The 13510-nt window shown below is 65.0% G+C and carries 14 protein-coding genes and 1 tRNA gene; 7 read left to right on the top strand and 8 right to left on the bottom strand.

The genetic code is table 11. The annotated features are described in order from the left end of the window. Positions 1–36 precede the first annotated feature (36 nt). Together AArcSl_RS01760 and AArcSl_RS01755 are read left to right on the top strand one after the other, a co-directional pair. Positions 37–708: a CPBP family glutamic-type intramembrane protease gene (locus tag AArcSl_RS01760; RefSeq protein ID WP_119814133.1), complete on the top strand. Its 672-nt coding sequence runs from the start codon at positions 37–39 to the stop codon at positions 706–708. Positions 709–790: 82 nt separating this feature from the next. Then, positions 791–1198: a hypothetical protein gene (locus AArcSl_RS01755; RefSeq protein ID WP_119814130.1), complete on the top strand. Its 408-nt coding sequence runs from the start codon at positions 791–793 to the stop codon at positions 1196–1198. Between the two features lie 24 nt (positions 1199–1222). Here the strand turns inward: AArcSl_RS01755 and AArcSl_RS01750 are convergent, their stop codons facing one another. Continuing rightward, complete coding sequence (locus AArcSl_RS01750; protein WP_119814127.1) at positions 1223–2587, bottom strand: DEAD/DEAH box helicase family protein; 1365 nt, start codon at positions 2585–2587, stop codon at positions 1223–1225. Between the two features lie 95 nt (positions 2588–2682). Here AArcSl_RS01750 and AArcSl_RS01745 point away from each other — a divergent pair, with 95 nt between their 5' ends. From AArcSl_RS01745 to AArcSl_RS01735, 3 genes are all read left to right on the top strand, one after another. Next, positions 2683–3168, top strand: coding sequence for a GNAT family N-acetyltransferase (locus AArcSl_RS01745; protein WP_119814124.1), 486 nt, complete (start codon positions 2683–2685; stop codon positions 3166–3168). A 75-nt stretch (positions 3169–3243) separates the two neighbouring features. Continuing rightward, positions 3244–3317 (top strand) — tRNA-Thr (locus AArcSl_RS01740). A gap of 523 nt (positions 3318–3840) precedes the next feature. Continuing rightward, on the top strand, positions 3841–4500 hold the full coding sequence (locus AArcSl_RS01735) for a hypothetical protein (protein ID WP_119814121.1): 660 nt from the start codon (positions 3841–3843) through the stop codon (positions 4498–4500). A gap of 2 nt (positions 4501–4502) precedes the next feature. On the opposite strand, the gene AArcSl_RS01730 is transcribed toward AArcSl_RS01735, so the two are convergent. From AArcSl_RS01730 to AArcSl_RS01715, 4 genes are all read right to left on the bottom strand, one after another. Continuing rightward, on the bottom strand, positions 4503–6224 hold the full coding sequence (locus AArcSl_RS01730; RefSeq protein WP_119814119.1) for a tRNA uridine(34) 5-carboxymethylaminomethyl modification radical SAM/GNAT enzyme Elp3: 1722 nt from the start codon (positions 6222–6224) through the stop codon (positions 4503–4505). Between the two features lie 96 nt (positions 6225–6320). Beyond that, positions 6321–8591, bottom strand: a complete 2271-nt coding sequence (locus AArcSl_RS01725; RefSeq protein WP_119814117.1) for a DHH family phosphoesterase — start codon at positions 8589–8591, stop codon at positions 6321–6323. Between the two features lie 110 nt (positions 8592–8701). Continuing rightward, positions 8702–9313 carry a YIP1 family protein gene (locus AArcSl_RS01720; RefSeq protein WP_119814115.1) on the bottom strand — a complete coding sequence of 204 codons (612 nt, stop codon included), beginning with the start codon at positions 9311–9313 and terminating at the stop codon, positions 8702–8704. Positions 9314–9374: 61 nt separating this feature from the next. Further along, complete coding sequence (locus AArcSl_RS01715; RefSeq protein WP_119814113.1) at positions 9375–10007, bottom strand: thymidine kinase; 633 nt, start codon at positions 10005–10007, stop codon at positions 9375–9377. A gap of 111 nt (positions 10008–10118) precedes the next feature. Between AArcSl_RS01715 and AArcSl_RS01710 the strand changes: the two genes are divergently transcribed. Then, complete coding sequence (locus AArcSl_RS01710; RefSeq protein WP_119814111.1) at positions 10119–10403, top strand: DUF357 domain-containing protein; 285 nt, start codon at positions 10119–10121, stop codon at positions 10401–10403. Between the two features lie 55 nt (positions 10404–10458). Here AArcSl_RS01710 and AArcSl_RS01705 read toward each other — a convergent pair whose 3' ends face one another. The 3 genes from AArcSl_RS01705 to AArcSl_RS01695 form a co-directional block, all read right to left on the bottom strand. Further along, on the bottom strand, positions 10459–10965 hold the full coding sequence (locus tag AArcSl_RS01705) for a DUF2062 domain-containing protein (protein WP_119814109.1): 507 nt from the start codon (positions 10963–10965) through the stop codon (positions 10459–10461). Positions 10966–11052: 87 nt separating this feature from the next. Further along, the gene (cysS, locus tag AArcSl_RS01700) at positions 11053–12531 is read right to left on the bottom strand and encodes a cysteine--tRNA ligase (RefSeq protein WP_119814107.1); all 1479 of its coding nucleotides are present in this window, start codon (positions 12529–12531) and stop codon (positions 11053–11055) included. 74 nt (positions 12532–12605) lie between these two features. Further along, the gene (locus AArcSl_RS01695; protein WP_119814105.1) at positions 12606–12968 is read right to left on the bottom strand and encodes a DUF555 domain-containing protein; all 363 of its coding nucleotides are present in this window, start codon (positions 12966–12968) and stop codon (positions 12606–12608) included. Positions 12969–13279: 311 nt separating this feature from the next. Here AArcSl_RS01695 and AArcSl_RS16960 point away from each other — a divergent pair, with 311 nt between their 5' ends. Further along, entirely contained in the window at positions 13280–13453 is a 174-nt protein-coding gene (locus AArcSl_RS16960) for a hypothetical protein (RefSeq protein WP_193588489.1), read from the top strand. Positions 13454–13510: the final 57 nt, after the last annotated feature.

The raw sequence follows: 13510 nt of genomic DNA, 5'->3' as shown, positions 1-13510 counted from the left end.
TGGGCCACCGGATCGACCAACATCGGGAGACTGTAGATGACGACGGTAGCTGACAACCTCACGGGACGCCGATGGATAGCGGCGTCACTCGTAACTGGCGGGATCATCGTGATTCTCTGGGAACTGACGAGTACGTCCACGATGACCGAACGGGTCATTCGTGACACGGTTATCTACCTCATCATTCCGGGCACACTCGGGATCGCGGCCGGGAGACATCTCGGCTGGCGGGTCGATCGACGAGCGATACGGAACACGATCGCGTTATCGCTTTTTGTCCTCCCGTTTTACCTGGTCGGTTCGACGCTGCCGACGATCCGACAGCACTATCCGATCTGGTATGTGACCCCCGAGCTCGGGGCGTTTATTCCACACGCCGTTCAGCTTTTTATACTCGCATTGGCAACTGAAACGTACTTTCGGGGATTGCTGTGTGTCGGTGTCCGGGAGATCGGATTCAAGTGCGTGTTCATCAGCCCGATCGTATACATACTCATCCACAGACACAGCCCACCCATCGAGTTCCTCCTGTCGGGCCCGACAGACGTGCTGTTCGGTGCCGTCGATTACGACGCGAACTCGATTCTCCCATCCGTGGTCGCCCACGGCTGTGGACTCGTGTTGCTCGATTGGCTAGTCCTTCACGACCCGATACTCCCGCCCGAACTGGTGTTGCGCTACCTCGACTGGATTCCGATACCGCTGTGACGTCCGTCGATACCGCCGGGAGACGACAGCAACTGTTTGAGCCTTCAGGAATCCTTTATTTGTCGCCCCAGTAGCGACACGTATGAACCGGCGAACTGCGCTCGCGACGATCGGGGCCGGCGGCTGGACGCTCCTCGCTGGCTGTCTGGGCAACGGTCCCGAGAACACAGTCGACCCCGCCACCGTCGAAGACCGGGTGATCGACTGCGAGATCGAACACATCGAAACCGAACTACTGGACGACCCCGACCTGACGATCGACGACCCGCTCGACCCGGCCGTCGTCGACAGCGACACTCGCGATGGCGGAGCGTATTTCGAGCTCGAAACCGCCTTCGGCGCCACCAGAACCCAGGAGGAGGGGCCGGACGAACACGTCGATTACCTGGTTGAGGCGCACTACTTCGTCGACGAAGCGGAGACGGTCTACCGTACGGAGGGATTCGAAGCGGACGGCGACCCGCGGGACGGCATCGCTGTCGACTGTTGAAGGTTCCTCCAGCTTCCGGAGGAGCTATCGCCGCCGGCTGGCGACCCGTTCCTCGGCTGTTTCGTCGCTCACTACCTCGTACAAAAGCGCCCGCCCGCCGTCATCCTTCGGCCGGAGGATCCGCCCCAGGCGCTGGGTGAACTCGCGTTCGCTGCCCGATCCCGACAGCACGACCGCGACGTTCGCGTCCGGGACGTCGACCCCCTCGTCGAGCACGTTCGCGGTGACGACCCGCGAGTAGTCGCCGTCCCTGAAGCGTTCGAGGATCTGCCGGCGCTCCGTCGCCCCGGTCTCGCTGGTGATTGCCGGCAAGAGGAACCGCCGGGAGAGTCGGTACACCAGTTCGGTGTGGGCGGTAAAGACGATGATCCGGTCTCCACGGTGCCGGTCGAGAACCCGTTCGAGCGCGTCGACCTTCGCGTCGGCGTTCATCATCACGTTTCGCGCCCGCTGTTTGGCGAGCAGTGCCTCCCGCGCTCGGGGATCGTTGCCCGAGCGAAGCACCAGCTTCTGGTAGTCGCTGCCGCTGCGTAACTGGAGGTTCGTCGACTTGAGGTAGTCGACGAACGTCTCCTGTGCCGTCTCGTACTCCTGTCGCTCCTCGGGAGTGAGTTCGACTTCGATCCGTTTGATGTCGTAGGCCGCCAGGTGATCGCCCGCGAGGTCGTCGATGTCGAGCCGGTACACCCGGTCGCCGACCAGGTCGGCGATGACTTCGTGGGCGCCGTCCGGGCGTTCGAACGTCGCCGTCAATCCCAGCCGATACGGCGCCGGGAGCAGCCGAGCGATGTCGCGGTATCCCTCGCCGCCGAGGTGATGAACCTCGTCAAAGACGACGAACTCGAAGGCGTCGCCGACGTCGTCGGCCCGGAGATACGCGGAGTCGTACGTCGACACGGTGATCGGCTCCCGTCGCTGCTCGCCGCCGCCGAACCGGCCGATCGGCACCGAAAACTCCCGTTCGAGCTCTCGTTCCCACTGGTTCAACAGGTCGATTGTAGGAACGACCACCAGCGTGGGGCGCCCGACCGCCGCGATCGCAGCGATCGCGATCACGGTCTTCCCGCTGCCGGTCGGGAGCTCGATCACGCCGCGTCGTCCGGCGTCCTCCCAGGCGTCGAGTGCGTCGGTCTGGTACTCCCGGAGCCGGTAGTCGGTAGCAAGGTCGAGCGAGTCCCCGCCGCGAGCGTCGAACACTCGTTCCTCGTACGGCAGCCCACCCTTCTCGATGGCGTCACGGAGATCGGCGTACCGGTAGGCCGGCGCACGGTAGCCGCCGGATCGCGGATCCGGTTCGACACCGGGGAGGGATTCGAGGTCGGAAGAGCGGTCGTCCTCCCCGTCGGCGAGGTGGATCGTCCCGTCCCGGTATCGGAGTTCGATCGCCACGCTGTAGAGAACGACTGCCGCCGATAAAGTTTCGTCGCCGCAGTCGGACGCGTTCTCCGGCCAGTCTTATTAGGCGTCTCTCCCAATTCGGCTCCGTGAACGTCGAACCCGCCACGCTGTCGGAGGTGGATCTGCTCGCGGACTGGTGGGTCGAACTCGCCGCCGAGCAGCGCGCGTACGACTCGCATCTGTTTTCGGAGGCGAACCGGGACCTGATCCGCGAGGTCATCGGACGGGGAGTCGTCGCAGGCACCGTTCTGGTTGCGCGTCCGGAGGGCGACGAACCCGCGACCGAGGACCTCGAAGAGCCTCTGGGATTCGTCATGTTCTCGATGGAGACGGGGCGCTATCGCCAGGACGTCGCCCGCGGAATCGTGGACAACCTCTACGTTCGCCCCGAAGCTCGAAATCGCGGTGTCGGGTCACAGCTCCTCGAAGCCGCCGAAGGGACACTCCGGGAGGCGGGGGCCGAGGCGGTGTCGCTCGACGCCATGGCCGAAAACGAGGGCGCACGTCGGTTTTACCGGCGGCACGGCTACAGGCCACACCGGATCGAGTTCGAAAAGCGACTCGAGGAGTGACACCGTCGTTCGGTGGCGAAAAACGACAGAGACTCAAAGGAGGACACAGTAGAAACGCCTGCACGGCGACGACGTGCCAGGGGAGCATGGGTGGTTCATGCACTCGACTTGTAATCGAGACTTCCGGGGTTCAAATCCCCGCCCTGGCTCTGCTGGTCGAGCGAAGCGAGACCGAAGAGCCACCCCTGAAGGGGATTTGAATGAGACGAGTCGCAGCCCGCGCAGCGAAGCGAGCAGGACCGTCTCGGCGTGGTTCACAATCCCCGCCCTGGCTCTGCTGGTCGAGCGAAGCGAGACCGAAGAGCCACCCCTGAAGGGGATTTGAATGAGACGAGTCGCAGCCCGCGCAGCGAAGCGAGCAGGACCGTCTCGGCGTGGTTCACAATCCCCGCCCTGGCTCTGCTGGTCGAGCGAAGCGAGACCGAAGAGCCACCCCTGAAGGGGATTTGAATGAGACGAGTCGCAGCCCGCGCAGCGAAGCGAGCAGGACCGTCTCGGCGTGGTTCACAATCCCCGCCCTGGCTCTGCTGGTCGAGCGAAGCGAGACCGAAGAATCACATCGCCCTGGTCTGACTGTCCGATCAACCGAGTCATTCCGTGGGCCAATCCGACGTTTGAGTAACGCGAACCGTTATCCGTCGGCCGAATGAGTACCACTCGTGATCGAGTGGCATGCCTGGAGAGTCTGTCCAACAGTATTTCGATCGGTTCCGCCGATGGGCTGGCGTCGGGTTGGTAGTCATCGGGATCGGTTGGCTCGGTATCGCCCAGCTTCCTGCTGTTCCCGGCGTCTCTATTGGAGGACTGCCGGGGGACGCCGTTGACCTCATCGGCTGGGCAGCGGCCGGCCTCGGTGTGATTCATCTCTGCTTCGGCGCTGTCCTCATCATGCGGAACCGGACTGAATGGCTGCCGCGGCTGTCGTTTCGGAGAACTCTCGGTATCGCAGCTGTCGCGTTCGTCTCGAGCGTCGTGGTCGTTTCCGTGCCCGATGTCCTCCGCGAAAGCACGATCAGACCCGACCTGCTGGCACCTGCTCCTGTTTACGTCTGTTACGTTGCTGCCTGGTTATTCCCCCTCGGGGTTGCCGAAAAACGAACACACCGCTATCTCGTACTCGCAGGAATAGGGGTAATTCCGCTCATAATGCTCGTCGGCATTCTGCTCCTCGCCCTCCTTGAGGGAGGGTGGTTGATTCTCGCTTTGCTCTTTACCCTCCCGGTCGTACTCGTGACAATCCCGATCACCGCGATTTGCAGCCTCCCACTGTTCGTTGCCGGGCGAGTCACTCGCCGCCGGAACTCCAGCAGCCCCGCAACTCACAGCCAGTAACGCTACCCATCGAGCCGCTTAGAAACGTACGGACCGTCCTGGTGGTAGCCGAGCTTCTCCCGGTAGTATTCGCGAACGCCGATCCCCGAGAGGACGCTGAGCTTCTCGAAGCCGGCGTCTGCGGCGATCTCCTCGGCCGATTCGATCAGTCGCCGACCGTAGCCGCGGTGTTGCCAGTCGCCCTCGTCGCCGAGCGCGGCCTCGCTGCCGTACACGTGGAGCTCCCGCACGATCGCGGCGTCCTCGAGCTCCCGACGGACCGGATCGTCTGCACCCTCGGGTGCGCCGGGCTGGCCGGGGGCGTAGGAGGGGAACCGGAGCCGACAGAACCCCACGAGCAGGTCCTGGTTCGCGTCCTCGAAGCTGATGAAGTGTTCCGTGCCGCCGCCGGCTTCGTACTGTCGCACGTCGAACTCGATGTCGTCCGGATCCGGATCGGCGTCGTTCATCCCCACCTCGCGGGCGCGGATGTCCCGCGGTTCGATTCCCTTCTCTTCGGCGCGCTGTCGTGCCAGCTGTCTGAGGTTCGACTTCCAGACGCCGGCCTCGATGAAGTCGGCCGGGATGTCCCGCTGGACGCGCTGGAGGCGGGTGTATGGCGCGATCTCTCCCATCGCGTCGGCGACGACGTCGGCGGCCTCCTCGTTCGAGAGCGGTTCGTACTCCCCGCGTTTCCACATGTCGTACACCCTCGTTCCCTTCACGACCAGTGTGGGGTAGATCTTCAGGTAGTCGGGCCGCCACTCCGGGCTCTCGAACAGCCGGCGGAAGTCCTCCCGGCACATCTCCTCGGTCATCCCGGGCTGGCCGGGCATCATGTGGAAGCCGACCTTGAAGCCGGCGTCCCGGAGCCGTCGATTGGCGTCCTTCGACGCCTGGATTCCGTGTCCCCGGTGCATCTCCCGGTTGATCCGTTCGTAGGTGGTCTGGACGCCCACCTCGACTTTCGTGCCGCCCAGGTCCAGCATCCGGTCGATCTGTTCGGGGTCACACCAGTCGGGCTTCGTCTCGAAGGTCGTGGCGACGTTTCGGACGTCGGCGGTCTCGTTTTCCGCGATCACGTCCTCCAAGTACCGGAACTCGTACTCATCGGGGTCGGGTTTGAAACTGCGGTCCTGGGCGGGTTGGGGATCCGATTCGACGTCGTAGTCGTTCATCGCTTCCAGCGCCCGCTTGAGGAACCACTCCTGATAGTCGTGGCTGCGTGCGGTCATCGTTCCGCCCATGACGATCAGCTCGACTTTGTCCACCGGATGGCCGATCGCCCGGAGCTGTTCGAGACGGAGGGTCACCTGGCCGTAGGGATCGTACTCGTTTTGTTTTCCCCGCGCGGCGGCGGGCTCGTGGCCGGTGTACGACTGCGCCGAGGAGAACTCCGAGGCCGGCCCGCCGGGGCAGTAGAGACACTTCCCGTGTGGACACAGCTGTGGCGACGTCATGATCGCCACCGGGGAGACGCCCGACGCGGTCCGGACCGGCTTGCGCTGGACCACCGCCTTCACTACCTCCCGTCGGTCGTCGGGTGCGTGATCCAGAAGCTCGGTGTTTTTCGGCACCGTCGACGCCGAGTGGGCCGAGCAGACGTCGAGCTTGGCGGACTCGAGGTTCTCCCGGTCGACCTCGCCCGCGAGGATCCGCTCGACGAGCTCTTTACACACCTGCGTGTGCGTCTCGTCGACATCGTCGGCGTCGACGTCGTCGGCGTCGTCGGCGTCGGTACTCATCGGCACACAGTCACGGCGTGAAGCGAATAAGGGTGTCGTTGCGGGCCGTCGCGCCGACCGCGACCGCCGGCGATCCCACCGAGTCGACCGGCCTGTTCAGGCCTGGTCGACGATGGCGTCGACGATCGCGTCCCGGGCGTCGTCCCGACGGCCGGCCAGGAACTCCACGCGCCCGTCGCGAAGGTCTGCGACCCCGAGATCCGCCTCGGGAACGGTCTCTCTGGCGGTGTCGACGGCCGCCCGGAGGTCGAGATCGAACGTCGACCGGACGAACAGCTCGTCGGTACCGACGCCGACCGTCGCGAACGCCCCGTCGGTTCGCTCCCGACGGTGCAGTTCGTCGAGAAGCAGCGACGTCGGGGGGAAGTCGTACCGGTGGGTGTAGGCGTCGGTGTCCAGCAGCGCGAACTCGACCCCGCCGCGGGCGGTTCGATCGAGGTTCTCTCGAGCGGTCGCCACCTCGGTGTCGACCTTCACGCGGAACTGCTCGGCGACGTGCCCGGCGAGATCCTCGCTTCCCTCGCCGAACAGGAGGTCCGTGATCAGTTCGCGTTTGTCCTCGTAGGACTGATAGTACGCCTCCAGTGCGACCGCCTCGCGGAGGTCCCGCCGCTTGTCGGCGTCGTAGCCGGCCTCGTCGGCCACCTCGGCGTACGCCTCCGGCGCCTCCTCCCAGTAGCTCGTCGCCGGGAGATGGCGGAGTTCGTCCCTGGCGTCGGCGTCGATCGTCGCGGCGAGTTCCGAGCCGAGTGTGCCTACAGACAGGGCGCCGTCGTCTTCCTCGGGTGCGACCAGCACCGCGGCGTGGTCGCCGGCTTCCGGGTCCGCCGGCTCGGAGTCGACGACGACCCGCGTGGCGTCGTAGATGTCGAGCAGGTCCAGCCCGTCTTCCGACTCGGCGGTCGCTCCCGCACCCAGCAGGAGAAACAATGGGAGCTTCTCGTCGTGCCGGTCCCGGTCCTGGAGCATCCGCGTGACGTCCATCGTCGCGTCGTCCATGTCGTACACCGACGACTCCAGCGGGCGGCGCTTGAAGTAGTGATATTCGGCGTCGGAGCCGGTGTACTCCTCGGCCACGAGCGGCAACACCGCGCGTTCGACGGCGGCGCCGGCGAGATAGCCGTTCGCCGTCGCCGGATGTCGGACGACGATCGGCCGGCTCTCGAGGACGGCCCGGCGGAGCGCCTCGGCTGCGTCCAGGATCGGCTCGCGTAGCGTCTCGACCGTCTCGTGGTCCCCGATGGGTTCGAAGGCGTCCGGGCGTGCCTTCGCGGCCAGGGCGTCTTCGAGCCGCTGGACCACCTCCTCGCGGTCGTCATCCTCGAGCGCGACGAGCGCGCCGGTCTCGACCTGGATCTCGTTGCGCCGGAGCTCCACGTCGCCCTCGAGCCGCACGACGTCGTCGACTCCCACGTCCGGGTACGCGCGGACGCCGGGTTCGACGAACGCGGCACAGTCCACCACGCCGGTTTCGTCGCGGAGTTCGAACACCGTGGGTCCGCCCGTTTGACGCACGCTCACGATCTCCCCCTCGAGCCGGACCGTCTCGCCGACGGCGTCCGACAGCTCTTCGATGGACACCCGTTCGATGGAGGTTCCTGGTTCGACCTCGGCCGTGGATTCGGCTCCGGTTGCGGGTTCGGCCGATGATTCGGCTTCTGTTGATGGTTCGGCTCCCGACTCCGGTTTCGCGACCGCAGTCGCACCCGCATCGCCGGACGCTTCCGACGCTTCCGTCGCCCCGTCATCACCGGTGTCGTCGGGTTCGGTGCTCCGGGAGGTCGGCCGGTCGTCGGCTGTCCCCCCGTCCTTGCCGCTACTGGTCGGTGTCACCACGTCCTGACCGCCGGTTACCGTCTCCTTCTCGACGTCCGATTCCGTCTGCTCTCGGTCGCTGGTTTCCGGTTCCGGTTCCGATTCCGGTTCCGGTTCCGGTTCTGGTACCGGTTCCGATTCCGGTTCCGGTTCCGGTTCTGGTTCCGGTTCCGGCTCCGGTTCCCGATCGGTTTCGCCGTCCTGAACCAGCGCGCCCCGGAACTCCCGCTTCTCCTGCCGGATCGACCAGCCGAGATCGATGTTGCCGTTGTCACGGACGTTCTTCACCTGGACGAACACCGTGTCGCCGGGCTCCCAGTCGAGCGACTCCAGCCGGCGGTCGAGCTCGCTGCGGTGCAACAGTCCGGTGACACCGGGGGCGAGATCGACGAACACGCCGAAGTCGGCGTAGCCGTCGACGGTGCCACGGTAGTATCGACCCGGAACCAGCTGGTCCGGGGAGTCTCCACGAAATTCGAAAACGACGTCTTCTTGGTGGCTGTCGCAGATTCGTCCGTCGACAGACGCACCACAGATGATACACGAACCCATTTGAACGGAACAAATAGCCGCGGCCTAAAACGGTTGTCGAAAGCCCGCGCGGGATGATACACGGGAGCGGTTGGCTCGTTTCCCCGTCACAACCGCGCGGAGGTGCCCGTTCAACCGCCAAACACGACGGCGTTCCCGACCCGAACTGCGGTGACGACTGCGCCCGCGAAGACGACCGGCGGGACCGCAGCGAGCACCGCACGGACCGTCCCCGTCCGATGTCTCGTAGCGATCCCGACGATCAGCAGTCCCGCAGCGTAAGCCATCCCGGCCCACACCGCGGTGGCGACCGGGACTCCGACGAGCGCGACCGGGACCGAGACCAGCGCCAGCGGGGCACTCGCGTATCCCACGAGCTGGACGGTTTCACTGACGCCGCCCCGATCGGGAGCCAGCACGACGAGCACGATCGTTCCGATCGCGGCAGTCAGATGTAACGTCACTGGCGTCACGAGCAACACCAGGAAGCCACCCAGGACGGCACCGCCGACGAGGGGACTGCCCGCGACCGTCGGGGGCAGACTGGGGACGGCGAGGAACAGCCCCCCGATCGAGGTCGCTGCCACGGCCATCGCAAAGAAAAGCGCCGGCGCCTGGTCGGCCGGGGCGATCGCGCTCACGAAGAACCGACGCGGGCGGACGAGCACTTCGATCCAGGCGCGAACGAGCGCCCGTGGACCGCGGTCCCGTCCCCCCTCCGGGGTGTCGATCCAGGTCGTCACTGTCCCGGTTACGTGCCGGAACCGTATGACGGTTACTCGTTCCGTTCGCCAGTGGAGCGTGTCACTCGTCAGCTTCGGGGGCGGATCGCTCGGCCTGTTCTTCCCGCGGTCCGGTCCGGAGGGTGTGACAGTCCCGGCATCTGGCCTCGTAGGATTCCTCCGCACCGACGAGGATCGTCGGGTCGTCCCGGTGGGCGGGCTCGCCGTCGATGAGCCGCTGGTTTCGGGTGGCTGGCTCGCCACAGACCGAGCAGATCGCCTGGAGCTTGTCGACGTACTCCGCGACGGCCATCAAGCGCGGCACCGGATCGAACGGCTCCCCGCGGAACGTCTGGTCGATCCCCGAGGCGATGACGCGTGCGCCCTCCGACGCAAGTGTCTGGGAAACCTCGACGAGTTCGCCGGAAAAGAAGTTGGCCTCGTCGATCGCGACGACTTCCTCCCCGTCGTATCGGTCGTACAGCTCCCACACCTCCTCGCCCTCGTTGGGGACGATCCGTGCGTCCCACTGGCGCCCGTTGTGGGAGCCGATCGTCGACTCGCCGTATCGGTCGTCGATCGCCGGCTTGAACGCGACGATCTCCTGGCCCGCAATATCGGCACGCCGTAGCCGCCGAAGCAGTTCCTCGGTCTTCCCAGAGAACATCGACCCCGTGATTACCTCGATCCACCCCGAGCGCGTGATGGCGTGCATAGGTACGGGCGATTCGGCCACGAGCAAAACAGTTTCGAAGGGATACATCGGACGAAGAGACAATCGATCTCCGGGGGAACGTCTATCGGGATCGCCCTACTCATTCGAGGTATGCCCGCGAAACTCGAGGAGAAGGTCGATCGATACGAACGGATGCTCGCCGACGCGCTCGACGTCGCCGATCGGGCCGTCCCCGAGGGGACGCCCCTCGACGAGGCCGCGAGTGGCTGTCGGGAAATGGCAGAATCCTACCTCGAGGACGGCCGTCACTTCAGGGAGGAGGACGACCCGGTTAACGCACTGGCGTCGTACTCGTACGGCTACGGGTGGCTCGACTGTGGCGTGAGGATGGGGCTGTTTTCGGTTCCCGAGGACAGCGACCTGTTCACCAGCTAGTCACCAGCTAGTCACCAGCTAGCACCGGTTAGCTACCAGTTAGTCCCGCGCGGATTCAGGCTGCGTCCGGGTCCAGCGTCCGGTCGACGACCTCCTCGATCGCCTCCTCCAGCGGTTCCAGTTGCTCCCGGTAGGAAACGACGAGACGGTAGACGACGACGTAGCCGAGGACCGTCGCGACGACCGCGAGGATCAGATTACCGACCAGCAGCCTGACGACGATCTCCGGTCCGGCCGAAAGCGAGACGTCGGTCATCGTAACACCTTCGACTGGTCCGAGCAGCAGCGTGCCCAGCGAGAAGCTAGCAGCGTAAACCCCCCACTTGACGACCGGGTTGAATACGAGCACCGACGCGAACAGGGCGATCTTGCTGATCGACTTGAAGAGCGCGACGAGTACGACGAAGAGTATCAGCCCTGTCCCCAGGGTCGGCAACATCGTGATGAACACTCCCACCGCGAAGCTTCCGGCGACTTCGCGGGGCGTGTGCTCGTCGGCGAATGCCCGCTTGAGTTCGGCGTGAATTCGCCTGCGATACTCCCCGACGCGCTCGACGATCATTGGATACGGAATACGCTACCGTCGGGAAAATAGCTGTCGCCGGCCCGACCGATCCGCGGTTGCAACCTCGGTCGATCCGCGGTTGCATCACTCGAACCGGTAGGTCGGTCCGTCCGGGGCGTCCTCGACTTCGATTCCTGCCTCGTCGAGGGCGTCGCGCAACTGGTCGGCACGCTCGTAGTTTCCGGCCTGGCGTTCCTGCTCTCTGATCTCCAACACGAGTTCGACGAGCTCGCCCGCCAGCGTGGCGTCGCCGTCGTCGACGGCGTCGAACTGGAGACCGAGGACGCCCTCCCCGAACGTTTCGAGGGTCTCGATCGACCGCCGGAGTCCCGGGTAGTCGTACGTCTCGTTCGATTCGACGTGGCGGTTGACTGCGGCGGCGAGGTCCAAAATCGCCGCCGTCGCCTCGCGGACGTTGAAATCGTCGTTCATCGCCGCCTCGAACTCCGTCCGCGTCGCCTCGACGGCGTCCCGGAGGGCCTCGTCTTCGGCTTTCGTCACCGCGTCGACCGAGTCGGCCGCCGCCACGGCGGTCTCGTAGGCTCGCTGGAGACGCTCGAACCGTTCCTCGGCTTCCTCGAGTGCGTCCTCGGAGAGCGCCTGATCGGTTCGGTACTGCGCCCCCGCATAGAACGTTCGAACAACGTTGACACCCAACTTCTCGAGCGCGTCGGAGACAGTCCAGTAGTTGCCCAGACTCGAACTCATCTTCTCGCCTTCGGTTTCGAGCAGGCCGTTGTGGAGCCAGTAGCGCACGAACTCCTCGCCGGTTGCGGCCTCGCTCTGGGCGATCTCGTTTTCGTGGTGGGGAAACACCAGGTCGCGCCCGCCCATGTGGACATCGATCGTCTCTCCGAGGTGTGTCATCGACATCGCCGAGCACTCGACGTGCCAGCCGGGTCTGCCGTCACTCCAGGGGGAATCCCAGGTCTGTCCGGTCGGAAGCGCTCCCTCGTGTTCGTGTTTCCGGTGCTCCCGAACCGCCGACTCGCTGACGCCGTCGGCTTTCCACAGCGCGAAGTCGGCGGGGTGTCGCTTCTCGGAGCGTTCGTCGGGCTCGCCCTGAGCTTCCAGTTCCTCGAGCTCCTGGTTGGAGAGGTCGCCGTAGCTCTCGAACTGTGTGACGTCGAAGTACACCGAACCGTTCGACTCGTAGGCGTACCCCCGGTCGACGAGCGTCTCGACCAGATCGATGATCTCGGGGACGTGTTCGGAGACCCGTGGATACACCTCCGCGCGCAGGAGGTTCAGCCCGCGCATGTCCTCGAAGATATCCGCGGTGAAGTGGCGGGCCACGTCCGCCTCGGTGTCCCAGTCGTCGCGCTCCCCCGCCCGCGCGGTGATCTTCTCGTTGACGTCGGTGACGTTCTCCACGTGGCGGACGTCGTAGCCGAGATACTCGAGCCACCGGTGGATGATGTCGGCGTGCACCCACGCCCGGGCGTGGCCGAGGTGGGCGTCGTCCGAAACCGTCAGCCCGCAGACGTACAGCAGCACTTCGCCGTCGTCGACCTCGAACGCCTCGCGCTCGCCCGACAGGGTGTTTGTCACCGAAAGGGTCATCGGGAGCCTCTACCCACGGCGCGCGTTTGAAAGCGTCGAATAATCGTGGAATCGTGGCCGGGAGCGACTCCCCGCTATTCGTCGTCCTCGTCGGCCTCGGTCTGGACGACCTCGATGACCGAAAGCGGGACGTCGCGGAGCGCGCCGCCGACCTCGCTTTTCGCGATCCGGCTGGCGTGTTCCTCGCCTTCGGCGTTGAATACCTCGATTTCCAGCAACAGCCCCACGAGCGCCGTCTCCGCGGCGATGTACGCCGAATCGAACGGCTCCCCGCAGGCGGGACAGGTCGTCACCCCGACCTCGACTTCGACGAACTCTTTGTCCTGTTCGTTGAGGCGCCGTCCAGCCTCGCTTACCGCCACGCCGATCGCGTCGTCGATGTCCTCTACGTCGCGAACCAGCCAGGCCGCCTCCATCGCAACGAGGTAATTGCTCATACGACGTTCAACGAGACCCGGAGGGTCGTGTCTTACGATTCGCGGACCATGTTTCGGGAGCTCGAGCCCCGAACTTCCCCGTTCGAGCCCCGAACTTCCCCGTTCGAGAGGCGCACGAGACGGTTTCATTCGCGATAAGTTACGGATATCCACCCGAAAGCTACTCCAGGTGATTGACTGTGAAACGACTGGCGACGATCTTCTACCCGAATACAGCCGGAATCCAGAAAACCGAAAGACAGCGGAGGGGTAACTGACGCCTGCCTCTCGACACCTTTATATATGGGTGAGCACCCACCGCCGGGTAGGCAATGATCGAACGCGTACGCAGTGCCGTGATGCTCGCTGTCCACCAACTGACCGTCGCGGTCGGGATCGTCCTGTTCCCGATCGCACTCCTCGCCAATCGGATCGGATTGCGGTTCCCGCTCCACCGGCTGCTCCAGGAGGTCCAGACCGTGTCCGAAGAAACAACTGACGACTGACAACTGACGACTGACAACTGACGACTGATTTTCGATTCAGAGGAGAACAGCTCGCAG

Origin of the sequence: Halalkaliarchaeum desulfuricum, assembly GCF_002952775.1 — an archaeon.
Lineage (GTDB): Archaea > Halobacteriota > Halobacteria > Halobacteriales > Haloferacaceae > Halalkaliarchaeum > Halalkaliarchaeum desulfuricum.
This window is presented reverse-complemented; position numbering and strand designations above follow the sequence as displayed.

Excerpts from the sequence above, each read along its gene's own strand:
- AArcSl_RS01755 (WP_119814130.1), top strand. The coding sequence starts at position 791 with ATGAACCGGCGAACTGCGCTCGCGACGATCGGGGCCGGCGGCTGGACG.
- AArcSl_RS01730 (WP_119814119.1), bottom strand. The coding sequence starts at position 6,224 with ATGAGTACCGACGCCGACGACGCCGACGACGTCGACGCCGACGATGTC.
- AArcSl_RS01725 (WP_119814117.1), bottom strand. The coding sequence starts at position 8,591 with ATGGGTTCGTGTATCATCTGTGGTGCGTCTGTCGACGGACGAATCTGC.
- AArcSl_RS01710 (WP_119814111.1), top strand. The coding sequence starts at position 10,119 with ATGCCCGCGAAACTCGAGGAGAAGGTCGATCGATACGAACGGATGCTC.
- AArcSl_RS16960 (WP_193588489.1), top strand. The coding sequence starts at position 13,280 with ATGATCGAACGCGTACGCAGTGCCGTGATGCTCGCTGTCCACCAACTG.
- cysS (WP_119814107.1), bottom strand. The coding sequence starts at position 12,531 with ATGACCCTTTCGGTGACAAACACCCTGTCGGGCGAGCGCGAGGCGTTC.
- AArcSl_RS01695 (WP_119814105.1), bottom strand. The coding sequence starts at position 12,968 with ATGAGCAATTACCTCGTTGCGATGGAGGCGGCCTGGCTGGTTCGCGAC.
- AArcSl_RS01705 (WP_119814109.1), bottom strand. The coding sequence starts at position 10,965 with ATGATCGTCGAGCGCGTCGGGGAGTATCGCAGGCGAATTCACGCCGAA.
- AArcSl_RS01760 (WP_119814133.1), top strand. The coding sequence starts at position 37 with ATGACGACGGTAGCTGACAACCTCACGGGACGCCGATGGATAGCGGCG.
- AArcSl_RS01735 (WP_119814121.1), top strand. The coding sequence starts at position 3,841 with ATGCCTGGAGAGTCTGTCCAACAGTATTTCGATCGGTTCCGCCGATGG.
- AArcSl_RS01715 (WP_119814113.1), bottom strand. The coding sequence starts at position 10,007 with ATGCACGCCATCACGCGCTCGGGGTGGATCGAGGTAATCACGGGGTCG.